At 63.1% G+C, this 15,335-nt stretch carries 15 protein-coding genes; 7 read left to right on the top strand and 8 right to left on the bottom strand.

Annotation, left to right across the window (positions count from 1 at the left end):
• Both glcF and C8N34_RS18625 read left to right on the top strand, forming a co-directional pair.
• Positions 1 to 1,308 carry a glycolate oxidase subunit GlcF gene (glcF, locus tag C8N34_RS18630; RefSeq protein ID WP_108130050.1) on the top strand — a complete coding sequence of 436 codons (1,308 nt, stop codon included), beginning with the start codon at positions 1 to 3 and terminating at the stop codon, positions 1,306 to 1,308.
• Positions 1,309 to 1,364: 56 nt separating this feature from the next.
• Positions 1,365 to 2,147 carry a trypsin-like serine peptidase gene (locus C8N34_RS18625; RefSeq protein WP_369814610.1) on the top strand — a complete coding sequence of 261 codons (783 nt, stop codon included), beginning with the start codon at positions 1,365 to 1,367 and terminating at the stop codon, positions 2,145 to 2,147.
• 3 nt (positions 2,148 to 2,150) lie between these two features.
• On the opposite strand, the gene C8N34_RS18620 is transcribed toward C8N34_RS18625, so the two are convergent.
• The 4 genes from C8N34_RS18620 to C8N34_RS18605 form a co-directional block, all read right to left on the bottom strand.
• Positions 2,151 to 2,756, bottom strand: a complete 606-nt coding sequence (locus C8N34_RS18620) for a TetR/AcrR family transcriptional regulator (protein WP_108130049.1) — start codon at positions 2,754 to 2,756, stop codon at positions 2,151 to 2,153.
• A gap of 13 nt (positions 2,757 to 2,769) precedes the next feature.
• A complete protein-coding gene (locus C8N34_RS18615; RefSeq protein WP_108130048.1) occupies positions 2,770 to 3,273 on the bottom strand; it encodes an anthrone oxygenase family protein in 504 nt (167 codons plus the stop codon).
• 140 nt (positions 3,274 to 3,413) lie between these two features.
• A complete protein-coding gene (locus tag C8N34_RS18610) occupies positions 3,414 to 5,180 on the bottom strand; it encodes a PQQ-dependent methanol/ethanol family dehydrogenase (RefSeq protein WP_108130047.1) in 1,767 nt (588 codons plus the stop codon).
• 199 nt (positions 5,181 to 5,379) lie between these two features.
• Entirely contained in the window at positions 5,380 to 5,769 is a 390-nt protein-coding gene (locus tag C8N34_RS18605; RefSeq protein WP_108130046.1) for a c-type cytochrome, read from the bottom strand.
• 193 nt (positions 5,770 to 5,962) lie between these two features.
• On the opposite strand from C8N34_RS18605, the gene C8N34_RS18600 reads away from it, so the two are divergent.
• Both C8N34_RS18600 and C8N34_RS18595 read left to right on the top strand, forming a co-directional pair.
• Positions 5,963 to 6,934: an ABC transporter substrate-binding protein gene (locus C8N34_RS18600; RefSeq protein ID WP_108130045.1), complete on the top strand. Its 972-nt coding sequence runs from the start codon at positions 5,963 to 5,965 to the stop codon at positions 6,932 to 6,934.
• The gene (locus tag C8N34_RS18595) at positions 6,918 to 7,538 is read left to right on the top strand and encodes an ATP-binding cassette domain-containing protein (protein WP_338419723.1); all 621 of its coding nucleotides are present in this window, start codon (positions 6,918 to 6,920) and stop codon (positions 7,536 to 7,538) included. The genes C8N34_RS18600 and C8N34_RS18595 overlap by 17 nt, the downstream gene beginning before the upstream one ends.
• On the opposite strand, the gene C8N34_RS18590 is transcribed toward C8N34_RS18595, so the two are convergent.
• The 4 genes from C8N34_RS18590 to C8N34_RS18575 form a co-directional block, all read right to left on the bottom strand.
• On the bottom strand, positions 7,535 to 8,071 hold the full coding sequence (locus C8N34_RS18590; RefSeq protein ID WP_338419724.1) for a tetratricopeptide repeat protein: 537 nt from the start codon (positions 8,069 to 8,071) through the stop codon (positions 7,535 to 7,537). The two genes, C8N34_RS18595 and C8N34_RS18590, sit on opposite strands and share 4 nt — an antisense overlap.
• Positions 8,072 to 8,742: 671 nt before the next feature.
• Positions 8,743 to 9,579 carry a hypothetical protein gene (locus C8N34_RS18585; RefSeq protein WP_108130044.1) on the bottom strand — a complete coding sequence of 279 codons (837 nt, stop codon included), beginning with the start codon at positions 9,577 to 9,579 and terminating at the stop codon, positions 8,743 to 8,745.
• Positions 9,580 to 9,653: 74 nt separating this feature from the next.
• Positions 9,654 to 10,172, bottom strand: a complete 519-nt coding sequence (locus tag C8N34_RS25985) for a hypothetical protein (RefSeq protein ID WP_145693646.1) — start codon at positions 10,170 to 10,172, stop codon at positions 9,654 to 9,656.
• Between the two features lie 434 nt (positions 10,173 to 10,606).
• Positions 10,607 to 11,302: a hypothetical protein gene (locus C8N34_RS18575; protein ID WP_108130042.1), complete on the bottom strand. Its 696-nt coding sequence runs from the start codon at positions 11,300 to 11,302 to the stop codon at positions 10,607 to 10,609.
• Between the two features lie 496 nt (positions 11,303 to 11,798).
• On the opposite strand from C8N34_RS18575, the gene C8N34_RS18570 reads away from it, so the two are divergent.
• From C8N34_RS18570 to C8N34_RS18560, 3 genes are all read left to right on the top strand, one after another.
• Positions 11,799 to 13,685, top strand: a complete 1,887-nt coding sequence (locus C8N34_RS18570) for a VapE domain-containing protein (RefSeq protein ID WP_158640735.1) — start codon at positions 11,799 to 11,801, stop codon at positions 13,683 to 13,685.
• Between the two features lie 53 nt (positions 13,686 to 13,738).
• On the top strand, positions 13,739 to 14,518 hold the full coding sequence (locus tag C8N34_RS18565) for an N-6 DNA methylase (protein ID WP_108130040.1): 780 nt from the start codon (positions 13,739 to 13,741) through the stop codon (positions 14,516 to 14,518).
• 342 nt (positions 14,519 to 14,860) lie between these two features.
• Positions 14,861 to 15,328 (top strand): hypothetical protein, encoded by a 468-nt coding sequence (locus C8N34_RS18560; RefSeq protein ID WP_108130039.1) that lies wholly within the window; start codon positions 14,861 to 14,863, stop codon positions 15,326 to 15,328.
• Positions 15,329 to 15,335 lie beyond the last annotated feature (7 nt).

Below are 15,335 nucleotides of genomic sequence, written 5' to 3'. Positions count from 1 at the left end.
ATGCAGACGAGCTTTACCCCCGAGCAACTGAAAGATCCCGGCATTGCACGGGCGAACCAGATCCTGCGGACCTGTGTGCATTGCGGCTTCTGCACCGCGACCTGCCCGACCTATCAGGTGTTGGGGGACGAGCTGGACAGCCCGCGCGGGCGCATCTACCTGATCAAGGATATGCTGGAAAGCGGGCGGCCTGCCGATGCGCAGACGGTGAAGCATATCGACCGTTGCCTGAGCTGCCTGGCCTGCATGACCACCTGCCCGAGCGGGGTGCATTACATGCATCTGGTGGATCACGCGCGGGAGTATATCGAGCAGACCTATCGCCGTCCCTGGCACGACCGGGCGCTGCGCTGGCTCCTGTCCCGGATCATCCCCTATCCGGGGCGGTTCCGGCTGGCGCTGCTGGGCGCCAAGATGGCGCGGCCCTTCGCGCGGCTGCTGCCGGACCGGCGATTGCGGGCCATGATCGCCATGGCACCGAAGCAGGTGCCTCCGGTCAGTCGCAATGACGATCCGCAGGTGTTTGCGGCGCAGGGCGCGGCGCGGATGCGGGTGGCGCTGCTGACGGGCTGTGCGCAAAAGGCGCTGAACACCGACATCAACGAGGCCACCATCCGGCTGTTGCGCCGGCTGGGGTGCGAGGTGGTTGTGGCCAAAGGCATGGGTTGCTGCGGGGCGCTGACGCATCACATGGGGCGCAGCGGCGAAAGCCATGCGCAGGCCGGAGCCAATATCGCGGCCTGGATGGTGGAAAAGCGTGGTGCGGGGCTGGATGCGGTTGTCATCAATACCTCGGGCTGCGGCACCACGGTCAAGGATTACGGCCATATGTTCCGCAACGATCCCTTGGCGGGGGATGCGGCGGCGGTGTCTGCCATGGCGCTGGACATCAGCGAACTTCTCGCAAGGCTTGGACTGCCCGAGGGTGCGCCGAAGGGGCTGCGTGTGGCCTATCATGCTGCCTGTTCGCTGCAACACGGGCAACAGGTGAAGACCGCGCCAAAAGACCTGCTGAAACGCGTGGGGTTCGAGGTGGTGGAACCTGCCGACAGTCATCTGTGCTGCGGTTCGGCCGGCACCTACAACCTGTTGCAGCCCGAACTTTCGGCTGAGTTGAAGCGCCGCAAGGTGGCAACGCTGGAGGCGAAGGCGCCGCAGATCATCGCGGCGGGCAATATCGGCTGCATGATGCAGATCGGGTCGGGAACCGGGGTGCCGGTGGTTCATACGGTCGAATTGCTGGATTGGGCGACCGGCGGTCCGGTGCCGCGCGCCCTTGCCAGCGGCGGGCTTTTGTCACAATCCTGAGGGGTGTGCCGCGATACGGCCACAGGATTGCCCTGCGGGGCCGCTAGGCCGGGGGAATGATGATCCGACGCGCCCTTCTGTTATTGCTGCTGTGCGCCCTGCCTGCCGGGGCGCAGGACAGCCATTTGCGCAGCTTGCAGACGGGCGATGACAGCCGGGGCTGGAATGCGGTGGGACGTCTGAACCTTGGCCGGCGGGGCTTCTGCACCGGGACGCTGATCGCGCCGGATCTGGTGCTGACTGCCGGGCATTGCCTGTTCGACAAGGAGACCGGCGCCCGCATCGACCCGACCACCATTGAATTTCTCGCGGGCTGGCGCAATGGCCGGGCCGAAGCCTATCGTGGTGTGCGCCGTGCGATTGCGCATCCCGATTTCGTCTATGGCGGGGACGAGCGGCTGGACCGCGTCAGTCACGATCTTGCGTTGATCCAGCTGGACCGCCCGATCCGCATGCCTTCGATCGAGCCGTTTGGGATCGGGGATCAACCGCTGCGGGGGGATACTGTCGGTGTCGTATCCTATGCGAAGGACCGGGCTGAAGCGCCGTCGATGCAGGATGCCTGCGAGGTGCTGGGCCAGAAGCCTGAAATGCTGGTGCTGAGCTGCGATGTCGATTTCGGCTCGTCCGGCGCGCCGGTGTTTTCGATGCTGGGCGGTATCGCGCGTGTTGTTTCGGTCGTTTCGGCCAAGGCTGAAGTTGAGGGGCGCAAGGTTGCGCTGGGCACATCGCTGGCCAAGCCGCTGGAGGATCTGCGGCAGGCGATCTCTGCCGAAGGGCGACCGGGGAAGGTGCGGGTGCTGTCGGGCGGCGGTGCCGGAAACTTCTTCAAGCCCTGAGCTTTACGGGGCCGGGGGAAACAGCCGCAGAAGATGCCGGGTGGCCCGTTCTGCGCGGACCTTGCACTCAGTATCGTTCAGCGCCGGAATGGCGCCGATAACGCGGCGCAGTTGAAGGTCCCCTGCCAGCAGGGCCAGCCAGAGGTCGGCGAGCGCCTCGGGTGTTTCGTCGCCGGGGGCGATCTGGCACGCAGCCGCCATGCGGGCGATCAGATCGGCGATGCGCGGCATGACCGTGGCGCGGCCGCCTGCGGCAAGTTCGGCCCCCAGCGCGCCAGTGGCATCGGCTGCCGCTGCGCGATTGAGCGCGACCGCCCGCGGCCCGGTCAGCAGCGCCAGCAGGCTTTCGCCTACGGCAATCAGCGTCGCGGCTCCGGCGGTGCCTGCCTGTCCGTCCAGCACCTGCTGCACCGTTTCCGCATTCCGGGCGATCAGTGCCCGGAACAGGCCGGGCTTGTCGCCGTACCAGCTGTAGAGCGTTTCCATCGACGCGCCCGCGCGCCGGGCCAGCGCCTGCATCGTGGCCCCGGCGTAGCCCTTCTCCTCCAGCAAGGCATAGGCGGCATCCTCGATCTGGGTCTGGCGGCGCAGGCGGGCCTCTTCGCGCATGGGTGTCTCCGGTTCAGCTTCGGCGGGTAACCAGCACAAGCGATACCGCCGTGGCGAAAAGCGCAAGTCCTGAGGCGATGCAGCGCAGCAGGTTGGCCTGTTGCCATGGGCCGGAATAATCAGCCCAGATCCGCGCGGCCTGGTCCGGGGTGAGTGGCAGGCTGACCTGCGCCAGAGCCTGATTCATCGGGATATTCACCTGTGCGGTGAACAGCGTCACGCCCAGACCATAGCAGGCCAGCGCGATGGCAAGTGCCATGGCCGCGCCCCTTACCTGCGTCAGCATGGCTGTGGCGAGGGTGATCAGCAGCGCTACAGGCGTGCCGAAATAGCCAAGGCCGAAGGCTATATTGCGTACCGAGGCATTCATGGCCTGCATTGCGGCGATGGCGGTTTCCGGCTCGATCCGGTCCAGCCCGCGCAGGGTCGATACGCTCCAGGCATAGAAGAAGCCAAAGATGGCGCCGCAGCCCAGAAGGCTAAGGAGGGTGAGGCAGAGAAGGGGAAGGTTGCGCATGGCGGCTCCGAAATAACCGTAATTGATATTTCGGATAATCCGTAATTTAAGTTACGGATTCGGTCAAGCGTCGCAGTAATGCAAAACGCGCCGCCCACGGGGGCGGCGCGCCTTGCCTTTCAGCGACCGACCGGAGGGGGTCAGTTCGCCATGGCAAGCTGTTTCGGCAGGCGGAAGGTCCAGACCGTGCCGCCCTGATTAAGGTAGTTCACCTTCTTGGCGACCTCACCACCCCACAGCGGAACGGCGCCACCCCAGCCCGACACGACCGAGACATATTGCTCGCCATCGGCTTCCCAGGTGACCGGCTGACCGACGATGCCCGAGCCGGTCTGGAACGACCACAGCTTTTCGCCGGTGGTGTCATCCAGCGCGATGAACTCGCCTTCAGGTGTCCCGAAGAACACCAGACCGCCGGCCGTGGTCATCACGCCACCCCAAAGCGGGGCCTCGTTCTTGTATTCCCACTTCCATTCGCCGGTGGCCGGGTCGATGGCCTTCAGGCTGCCGATATGATCTTCGTAGTTCGGCTTGATGGTGAAGCCCGATCCCAGATAGGCGGCGCCCTTCTTGTAGCTGACCGGCTCGTTCCAGATATCCATGCCCCATTCGTTCGAGGGAACGTAGAACAGGCCGGTATGCTGGCTGTAGGCCATCGGCATCCAGTTCTTGCCGCCAAGGAACGAAGGCGAGGCAAAGACCATTTCACCTTTGGCGCCATCGGCGGCCTTGGACGGATCGCCGGGGCGGTTCTCTTCGTTGAAGATCGGGCGGCCGGTCTCGTCGATGCCCTTGGCCCAGGTGATGTCCTTCACGAAAGGCCAGGCGTTCAGGAACTTCCCGTCCTCGCGGTTCAGGACGTAGAAGAAGCCGTTCCGGTCGGCGGTGGCGAATTTCTTCGCGCCATCCTTGTCGGTGAAGGCCACGACCTCGTTCACGCCGTCATAATCCCAGCCTTCGCGCGGGGTGGTCTGGAAGTGCCATTTGATCTCGCCGGTCTTCGGGTCCATCCCGATGCGCGAGGCGGCATAGAGATTGTCACCCTTGTTACCCTCGACCGGGGTGCCCGCGTTGCGCAGGTGGCTGTTCCAGGGGGCGGGGTTGCCTGCCCCGAAGATCAGCGTGTCGGTTTCGATATCATACGAGCCGCCAAGCCAGGTCGCACCGCCGCCGGTTTTCCACATGTCGCCCGGCCAGGTCGCGTTGAGCGTCCCGGTCATGGTGCTTTCCTTGCCCATGTAGGTGCCCATGTTGCCTTCGATGGTCGGACGGGTCCAGACCAGCTCGCCGGTATTGGCATCCCGGGCCTGCACCTCGCCAATGATCCCGAATTCGCCACCCGAGTTGCCGGTGATGACCAGCCCGTTCACCACCAGCGGCGCGGCGGTATAGCTGTAGCCTTCCTTGTAGTCGGCGATCTTCTTGTTCCAGACCACGTCGCCGGTCTTGGCGTTCAGTGCGACGATCCGTGCATCCAGCGTGCCGAAATAGATATTGTCGCCATAGATGGCGGCGCCACGGTTGATGACGTCGCAGCAGGGCAGGATGCCCTCGGGCAGGCGGGCGTCGTATTGCCAGACTTCCTTGCCGGTCGCCAGATCCACGGCATAAATCCGCGAATAGGAGGCGGTCACATACATCATCCCGTCATAGACGAGCGGCTGCGTTTCCTGCCCGCGCTGTTTTTCCCCCCCGAACGAGAAGGCCCAGGCTGGCACAAGGTTCTTCACATTGTCCTTGTTCAGCGTCGTCAGCGGGCTGAAGCGCTGGAGGTCGCGGCCCATGCCGTTGGTCAGCACGTCACCCGTCGATTCGGCGTCCTTGGCGAGATCTTCCTCCGTCACGCCCGAAAACGCCGGGGCGGCGGCCAGCACTGCGGCCGTCACGGCCACGATAAAGCGGTTCATCTGTTTCCTCCCTTGGATGATCCGTCGGAGACCTCAGCGCCTCGCTCCCTCCTGCGGAGACACGGTTCTCGGGGGGTATCATCGTCCCGGTCACGGGGGCGTGAAAATTGCACCATGGTCGTAAGGGGGCAGGGCAGGCAGCAAAACGGCCCGGCGCACCCTCCTGCGCCGGGCCGTTCCGGGCTTGCGCCGGGGGCGTTTAATGCGCCGCGCTCTGGCGCAGCCAGGTCAGGATGAATTCCTGCTCCACCGGGTCGGTGATCCCGACATGACGCATCCGGGTGCCGGGGATCAGGCCCTGATTATCCTCCATCCAGGCCCGGATCGCGCCTTCGGTCCAGGTGATGCCCGCCGCTTTCAGCGCCGCGGAATAGGGGTATCCTTCCACCGATCCGGCCTTGCGGCCAATGATACCCTCCAGCGGCGGGCCATAGCTTTTGTCTTTACTGTCAATGGCATGGCAGCGGCGGCATTCGGCGTCAAAGAACTTTTGCCCGGCCTCGGCCTTGATGGCGCCGACATTGGGGCTTTCGGCCAGTGCCGGTGCCGCGGCCAGCAACAGCGTGATGAGAGAGATGCGGAGGGTCATGCCCGTCTCCTGTCTTTCGGGAAGCGCGTTTCCTGGTCCCGGTATCGCGCCGCGTCAGGGTGGGGGCGTTGATGCAGGTCAAGCCCCGCCTCGTGCTTTGGTCGTAGTTCGCGCGGACCCGCCCCGACGCTTTGGTCGAATAGGCATCCGGTCATTGCCTGCTATCCTGCAAGGCAAGCTTTGGGAGGAGCCGATGAGTTTCACGCGCCACATGATTGCCGCCGCCGTTCTGGCGCTGTCCTCCGCCGGCGCATGGGCCGAAGACGCGGTGTTGCGCATTGCGACACAGCTTTCAGGCACGGTGAACTGGGAACTGACCACGCTGCACGAACGCGGCTTCGACACCGCCAACGGCTTCCGGCTGGAGGTGCAGGATGTCGCCGCCGGCCCCGCCGCGCAGGTGGCGTTTCAGGCAGGCGAGGTGGATGCCATCGTGTCGGACTGGCTCTGGGTCGCGCGCAAGCGGGCGGAGGGCGAGGATTATGTCTTCATCCCCTACAGTCGCGCGGTTGGGGCGCTGCATGTGCCGAAGGACAGCAAGGCGCAGGGGCTTGCCGATCTGAAGGGCGGCAAGATCGGCATAGCGGGTGGGCCGGTCGACAAAAGCTGGCTGATCCTGCGCGCTTACAGCCGCAAGCAGCTGGGTTTCGATCTTCAGGAGGCGACAGAACAGGTGTTCGGTGCGCCGCCGCTGATCTTTGAAACCGCGCTTGCGGGCGAGTTGGATGGCGCGGTGAACTTCTGGCATTTCGGCGCCAAGATGGAGGCGGCGGGAATGCGCCCGCTGATCTCCGTGGCCGAGGCGGGTGCGGCGCTGGGGCTGGACCCGGATACGCCGCTGCTGGGCTATGTGGTGCGCGGCGATCTTCTGCGGGACAAGCCCGCGCTGGTGCAGGGATTTGCCGCGGCCAGCCGCGCCACCAAGGAGGTTCTGGCAACTGATGATGCGGCATGGCAGGCGCTGCGGCCGCTGATGAATGCGAAAACCGATGCTCAGTTCGAGGCGCTGAAGGCGGGCTTCCGCGCAGGCATTCCCGCGCCCGGCCCGGTGGACGAGGCGGCGGCAGCGCGGATGCTGGCGATCATGGCGGACCTCGGCGGCGCTGATCTGGTCGGCAAGATGGACAGCCTGCCAGGCGGTGTGTTCCTTGCTCCCGGCGGCTGAGGCTCCGGCGGCCGAAGCGCTGGCACTGCGGCTTGCCCGTGCCGGGCACGGGATGGTGCAGGTGCTGGGGCCGCTGGATCTTCGGCTGGCCGCTGGGGAAACCGTGGCGATCTGTGGACCATCAGGGGTGGGAAAGACCACGCTTTTGCGCATCCTCGCGGGGCTGCATCGTGACTGGCAGGGTAGGCTGACGCTTCCCGGTCGGCTGGCGATGGTGTTTCAGGAACCCGTTCTGTTGCCCTGGCGCAATGCGCAGGACAATCTCACCCTTGCCACCGGCTGCGATGTCGGGGTGGCGCGGGCAGCGCTGGTGCGTGTGGGTCTGGCTGACAAGGCCAGGGCACTGCCAGGCGCGCTGTCGCTGGGCCAGCAACGGCGGCTGGCGCTGGCGCGTGCCTTTGCCGCGCAGCCCGATGTGCTGCTGATGGATGAACCTTTCGTGTCGCTGGACCCGGCGCTGACCGACGAGATGATGGCCCTGCTGGAAGCGGAACGTGCACGGCGCCCCATGGCCACAATCCTCGTGACCCATGCCCCGGCAGAGGCGGCGCGGCTGGCCGACCGCCTGCTGCGCCTGGAGGGCAGCCCCGCGCGCCTAGTCTAGAACATTGGCGCGTATTTCCAGTTGTCGGCATCCGGCGTGACCTCATCAAGGTCGTAATCCGCCGCGCGCAGCCGCTGGGCCACGGAAAGGCCCATATCCGCCGCCCGATCCACCAGTGCGCGCCCCGCTTCCTCGTCCCGCCGCGTGCCCCGACCGCGCATCTGGTCCAGCCCGTAGTTGAACATGCCGACCGGATCGCCCGCCTCGGCGGCCATGCGGTCATAATCCGCTGCCGCATCGGGGTCCTCCGGCGCGCCAAAGCCATTGTCCTCAAGATAGGACATCCATGTCATCGCGCCGGTGTAGCCGTCGGCAACGCAGGCTTCGAACAGCCGCCGCGCCATTTCGTGCTGGCCCGATTTGGTCATCAGATAGCCGGAGGCGCAGGTGGTCATCGAGGTTTCGCCTTCCATCGCGTCGGTCAGTGCGCGATTCAGCGACAACTCCTCGGGGTTCAGCGTGCCCTGCTCCGGTGCCTCGGCAAGGGCGGGCAGCGTGGACAGGGCCAGGCAAAGCACGGCGCGATTGATCATGGCAGTTTCCTCATCCCGGTAGGACAGCATAACGCCGAATCGGCCGTTACCCCATGCGACCATGGTCGCCCGCCGGGACACCTAATTCCCGTTTGGCGGGGGGGGGCGCGGTAAGTGGCGGAATGTCGCAGGGCAGGGCGCGAAGCCATGCCGCAGTCCGGTAACAAACAGGCCGGAAAAGACGAAAGCCGCGCAACCTGATCGGGTTGCACGGCTTTTCGCAAGTCTTGGTGCCCAGAAGAGGACTCGAACAAGACCTCAAAAACCCAGCAAATGCTGATGTAGCATACACCATGATTCTACCGATGCCAACAAAAATGCCAACAATTTGCTTGGACGGCCCCCGCAGCGCTGTGGCGTGTTCATGCCCAATTGTCGCGAGGTTCCGTCACCAGCGCGACCATACAGCACGCCTGCGGGCCGGGCAACGGGCCGCCTGTGACACCGTTCCGCCCTCGTCGCGGAGCCCCAAATGCCGGATTCCCGCCTTAGAAACAGCCCCCCGCAGAAACGCAATAAAAACGCCAGCCCCGGATATCGGAACTGGCGCATTATGGGGCGGTTACAGCGATGCGCGGCGGAGCGCCCCGCTCCCGATTATTAAATACGGGCGGTGCGGATTATTAAGTAGGGGCGGTGCGGATTATTAAATACGCGCCGCGCGCATCAAATCAACCCAACAGTCTTTCCAACAGGGACAAGTCCCTGATTGGATCAACCGGCACGTCAGTTTTACCGTCCGCACGCAAGGTTATTTGCGGCTTATTGGGCTCGCCGGTCTCGCGGATCTCAATAACTTGGTCCGGGACCCCGAGGCGCGGAGCGGCCTTACCTTTGACGATAAACAGCGCGGGCTCACGCCCCCCGCGCGGCATCACGAACATCAGCATGTCGAACGACGTCGTGTAGGGCTCAAACCCGCTGCGGGCCTCCGGCATCCGGGCCACCCAGACGCCGCCCCTGTCGGCGACCTTGTGCATCAGCACCACCGCGATCTCACGCGCCTTGCTGCCGTCCTCGACCAGGATGCGGGACTTCGCGTGCCGGTGCTGGATGCCGGCGAACATCAGGCGGGCGGACACCAGCCCCGCCGCCGTCGCGTTCTCCCGCGCTTCCTGTGACCTGTCGCCGACCGTGAGGACGTCGAACTCCGGGTCCTCGAAGTCGATTATGAAGTCGTTCTCACCAGATTTGGGGGCGAGATGGTCCGGTATCGCATCATCCAGCTGTGAGGCGTCCGGCATTATGCCGTGCTCCAGCCACCCCTCGGTCACGCCAAGAACGGCCGCCAGAGCCCCCATCGTGGACCCGCGGGGCTTCGTCATGCCCGCGAACCACTTTCGCACGGATTCCGGTGAGGCCGTGCCGCCGTGCTCTTTCAGTTTGTTCGCAATCCAAACGTATCGCCCGTGGTCCCGGTCAGGGGTCAGGGAAGACGTCTTGTATGCTTTTTCCAGGCGCTCGTGGAACTCAGCCACGCCCTCGTCCAGTCCGTGCATGAAAAACATGGGATACCTCGTGGTTTCCCGTCATTATCGTGCTTTTCGCGGTTATGGTCAACGGCGTGACGCCATCATATCGCTCACGAATCCCCCGAAACTGGCGCGCCCGGCTGCAAACCCCTCGTATTCGCGTAGTTCACAGCCCATGACCTCACCATCTCGACCGAAATGCCCGTGACGCCCTGATTGAGATGATACGAGATTCGCATCCTCGTGCTGTTGTAAACAGCCTTATTGCCGCCAAATCCCACCTCATCGAGAATATCCCGCAGGGTTCGTCCGCAGACGACCACAGGCTGTCTTTTCGCTCTCGGTTTCGAAACGGCCGTGACCGGGGTTATTCTTGCGGATTTAATAGTCTCTTCGAGAAACGCAACATCAACCAGTCCCCCAGAACCAATCCTGTATCTGACCCTCTCTGATATTCTCCTGTATATGCTCAGGTCATCCGTCGGGTTAAATCCGAATTTTTCGCAGACCTCCCCAAGCGGAACGCCGTCTATTAATATAGTGCTTCGGCGATTCCTACCGTTATGCTTCGCGGAAATGATGCGGAGATTACCCGGCTCATAGTTTCCTTCGTTATCTATGCGGTCCACCTGTCCGTCCGTCCCGCAGGTCATAACCGCAGGGGCCATATACTGGATGTAATGCTCAATATCGTCAAAGTTAAAACGAATGTCGCGACCACCATAAGAGGGATACGATTGGTGCGACGCATTTAAGCACCTGTCTCTCGCGCCATAACCCCGCGACGCCAAGCTTTTATATGCCTGCGTTCCGACTAAACGGTGAGCGGGGGTTTTCCGGTCCCACTTGTCGCAAGATTCGCACTGATAATGCTTCCCGGACATGACTTGCCCAGAACTCAGGCGGATGGTCTCGCCGCAATCGCACCTCAGGACGACGTTGCCCAGGGCGTTCCTGCCGGACACCGTTAACCGCCCGTGCCGGGTTCCGGGCTCCGTGAGGACGGCCTTGGTGTCAGGCTTATCCAGCGTATTCCTGATTGTGCTCACGACCCTGGTGTCCATCACGCCGCCTCCGCGCCGGTCAGCTCGTCGATCTTGCCCATGATGTCCTCGAATACGCGCTGCTTCGAGTTTTTGACGTATCCGGACAGGCGCGCGTATTCCGGGGAGTTCGGTGAGATCCCGTTCCGCTCCGCCAGCGTGGCCAGCGGCACGACGTCGTCCCCCGTGTCCACGACGACCGAAACGCGCCGGTTGCGGACCTGTTCGGACGCGTCCGCCAGCCTGACGTTGTTAAACTCGTAGTGCCCGTTCACGTCGATTCTGTCCGTCGTCCGCTCGTCGCCGTAGCGCCAGCCGTGCATGAACAGGCACAGGGCGTAGGCCTCCTCGTCCGCGAACAGGAACCGGACGCCTCTGCCGCCGTAATTGTCGTAGTTCGGGTTGTTGGGGTTGTTGCAGCGGTCCTTCGCCCCGCGGGCTCTGGACATCAGCGTGTCATAGGTGTCGCGGCAGCCGATGATCTGCTGGACCGGCGACGCGTTGGACCACTCGTCGCACGACCCGCACTGATAGCGCTTGCCTGACAGCCAGACGCCGCGGCTCACAGCCTCCGTCTCGCCACATTCGCAGTCGCACACCACGTCCCCGTTCCGGTTCAGACCCCTGACGACCAGCCTGCCGACCCTGCGGCCCTCGGACATCAGCACCTGCTCCCGCGCCGAAACGCTCACGTTATTCCTCGCTCCACCCGACATCTGCTCCTCCTAAGTCGTTCACGCCCCCCGACGTTTTTTGGATGGACGCTTAGAACATGAGAAGGTGAACGAATCAACAAAATAACAGTTAATATCAGCATGTTGACCGTAAATGAAAAATCCTTACACAGAAGGATAATCGTTAAGGGCGGCGCAAAATACTTCTGCCCGGACATGCTTTTTGTCCGCCGGGATGGCGCTGACGGGACGGCCTGTCGGCGCCGATTCGCGGGGTGATTCGCTTAAAATTCACCATTCAGGCACGCTGACACACCGAAAGACACGCCGAATGGCACACAACAAAAATATTTTTTCACCCATTTTTTGCCTCAATAGTCTTTAGAGTCAAAGACTTTCGCGGGCTGAAAAAATGTCATGTTTTTGTTTTTTATCAAAAAGATGTTGCAACATTCGGAAGCTGGAGACATGTAGTTCAGGCCGGTCTGGGGGGACCGGCGACATCTTGGGAGATTGCCAACGAAATAGGAGGTTTGACATGGCACGAGCTACGAATATCGCAACATTACGTGCGTCTGACGCACGAGACGAAGACTTTGACGCGCTGCTGGACGCATTGAACGCGGGCATGGACGAGACCTGCGAGGCTGACGCGGAGCAGATCGAGGGGGACCTGGACGAGCTGTGTCAGGAGTTGGCGACTGAATCGGAACCCAAGGTTCCCGCATCTTGGCATACGCCGCTCAGCCGCGCGGAGCACCGCCTGAAATCACGCATAACGAAGCGCGCCAACTCAAAGCCGATGCCGCACGAGAAGCTGGTCGGGTTGCTGGACGAGAAGATGGACCTCAGGGGCCGTCCGGACGGATACAAGGCGACGGCTTACAACGCCACGCTGATCTTGCAGAACGACCCGCGCACCCACGGGGCGCTGTCGCTGGACCTGTTCACGGGCAACATCCGCGTGGAGAAGCCGGTCCAGTTCAGGACGGTCGGTCTGGCGAACATCAGCTGCGAGCCGGGCGGGGACAACTTCTGGGACGACCACGAGGGCGCGCTGAACACTTGGCTGGGTTCGCCGGTCGAGGCGGGCGGATGGGGTCTGGTGGTCGGGGCTGGTTCGATGGCGAACGCCGTCCGGAACGCGGCCTACCAGAACGCCTCCCACCCCATCTACGAGCAGATCACGTCCGCCAAGTGGGACGGCAAGCCGCGTCTGGACACCGCGCTGACGCGCTGGTTAAGACTGGACGAGCGCAACCAGGCATATAACCACGCGGTCTCCCGACTGACGTTCGTGGCCGCCGTGACGCGGCTGCTGGAACCCGGGCACAAGTTCGACTTCATGCCGGTCCTTCAAGGCATCCAGGGATCGGCGAAGTCCTCGCTGATCGAGGTGTGGTCGCTGGGGTATTTCGGCGAGATCAGCGAGCCGCGCCAGTTCACGGACTCCAAGGTCATGAACGAGATGACCGCCGGTAAGTGGTTCATCGAGCTGCCGGAGCTGGCCGCGCTGCTGGGGGTCAACAGCCGGACCGTGAAGTCCAAGCTGTCCTCAAAGGCGGACCGGGCCCGAGCCGCATATTCGAAATACACCGAGGAGCGGAAGCGCGGTTTCATCACGGTCGGCACGTCAAACGACAAGGGCTATCTGATCGACCCGACCGGGAACCGCCGCTTCTGGCCGTTACTGGTCGGTGCCACTGAACAGAACCCGGTCGACCTGGCCTCCGTCCGCGCCGAGATCCAGCAGGTTTATGCGGAGGCCTTGGAGGCCTATCGGCAGATGCGCTGCGACCAGCACGAGGGGGACCTTCCGCTGTTCCTGACTGGTGAAGCGGACGAAATCGCGAAACGCCTTCAAGGAGAGGCGACCATCGAGACGCCGGAGCACGCGTTCGCGGGCTGGCTGACAGGATGGCTGTCCGAGCCGTCATCCGGCAAGTTCGCGCGCGTCGCAATCGACGGCCTCACATACCGTGAGCGGTTCTGCATGCGCGAGGCCTTCGAGGCTTACCATCGGGATGCAGGCATGGATCGTTTCCCTGATTACGATTCGAAGGCGACTGCTTTGGTTCGCGGTGCCATCGACATGCTTCCGTTCGTCACCAAAAGCACCACGGCGAGGTTCGAGCGCTACGGATCGCAGCAATCGTATGCGGTCGATTCGGACTGGCTGTCATCTCAGGTCAGCGAGGCAGAAACCGGTGACCGCGACGTTGTTGAGGACGAACAACGGGAAGATCTGGCGGCGAGACCCGCTTCCTCGATTACAGATGAGTGGGACATGGTCGAGTCTGCCCTGTCGGGCGCACCGAAGTCCGCGCCCACTGATACTGCCGTCAGCCTGGATGGGCTGTCCGTCCCTATGAACGTGGCATCCGGCACCGTCAGCAACGTCATCTGTATTGCGCCCCGCAAGTGAACGATGCGCCCGGCCCATCCAGGGGCCGGGCCACCCAAAACAGGAGAGGAAACATGAGATACCAACACATACACGAAGGCGTTCAGTCCGCGTCCGCGCTGATGGGGTTCCCATTTAGCCCGGTCACCCGCGCGGCCCCGGAGCCCGAAACCGCCCCCGTCAAGCAGTTCGTCGCCTTGGCCCGCAGCATCAAGGGCCACAAGCCGTTCCGCGTCTTCGACGACTGGTGCGAGATCATGTTCTGCGCGATCGCCGCAGTGACGGCCCGGACCCCAGACCGGTCCCGTCAACTCATGCAGCAGCAGGCCGAGGCGTCCGCGAAATACACCACGGAAGACATCCGGACCATGGAGGCGATGCTGGGCGTCGCGCAGGCAGCGTTATCCAAGGGCGGCCGTGACTTTCTCGGCGAGGCGTGCGGGCTCATGGGGGCGCTGGACGGCGGCGTCGGACAGTTTTTCACGCCGTTCGAGGTCTCACAGATGCTTGTGCGGATGACCGCTCCGGACATCGCCGCCATCGTCCGTGATCAGGGGCACTTCCGGGGCGCGGACCCGGCAGCGGGTTCCGGCGGCTTGCTGGTGGCCTTGGCCGACCACTGCGAGTCCGTCGGCGTCGACCTGAGGGACGTGTTCGTCGAGGGCGTGGAGCTGGTGCCGTCCACGTATCACATGCTGTTCGTCCAGCTGTCCTTGCGGGGCGTCGCGGCGCGCGCGGTGTGCGGCAACACCCTGACCCAGCAGGTCAGCCAGCACGAATACACCCCGGCGGGCGTGGCGTTCGTCAACAAGCACGGCATCCGCAACGCCGCAACCGGGATGGTGTTGTCATGATCCCCCTAAGGGTGCTTTTCCCGACGCGCGGCGAGGAGTCGTATATGCGGGCGTCCCGCCGCGTCGTCTGGGCCGTCATCACCGTGTTGGCGATGGCGGCCAGCGCGCCGGTATTTGCGGTCATGTGGGCATTATCCGCTGACGAATGCCCTGTGGGCGAATCACCTGAAATGCCAAAAGCGCGATCCCGGTAAAAATCGGCGAATTTATTTTTAATCGCCCATATTATTTCCTTGCGTCCAAGGAAAAACACGCCACTGATTTTTATTTACACCGTCATAACGCTTCGATATTCAGTGTGACCGCCAATTTTAGGCTGTCATTTTAGAAACGGAGTGGACCATGACTGACAAAAACGAAATCACCGTAAAGCTGAAAGTTTCGGGATCCATTAAGATCCCCGACGAAATCTTGGAGAAGATCGCTGACGGGCTCGGGTGGATCGAGGAAATCGTATCAAACCTGAATGTCAGCGTTCAAGACATTCTGGATGACGCCCCCGTCGATTTAAAAAAGACCGCCGCAGCTTACGCTGATGCCGCGCGCCAGCGCCAATCCCAGCACGAAACCGGCCCGGAGCCCGCGTTCGACTTCGGGTCTCTCATCGGCCTCTGCGAAAAGAGCACCGACGACGTCCAGGACCAAGGACGCCTGAACGCCGACCGGATCGGCCTGGCCATCGCCGGGATTTCCGCGTTCGGGGTCGGGAAGACCCCGTCGGACACGGACATCGCGAAGTATCGGGACGCAGTGCGCCGATACAGCGAGACGCTGGGGCAGATCGCCAGCAAGACCCGCAAGCTTCACTGAGGAGGAC

It is taken from the genome of Gemmobacter caeni (assembly GCF_003054195.1).
GTDB lineage: Bacteria > Pseudomonadota > Alphaproteobacteria > Rhodobacterales > Rhodobacteraceae > Gemmobacter > Gemmobacter caeni.
The sequence above is the reverse complement of the archived record's forward strand: the minus strand, read 5'-3'. Positions and strand labels throughout refer to the sequence as shown.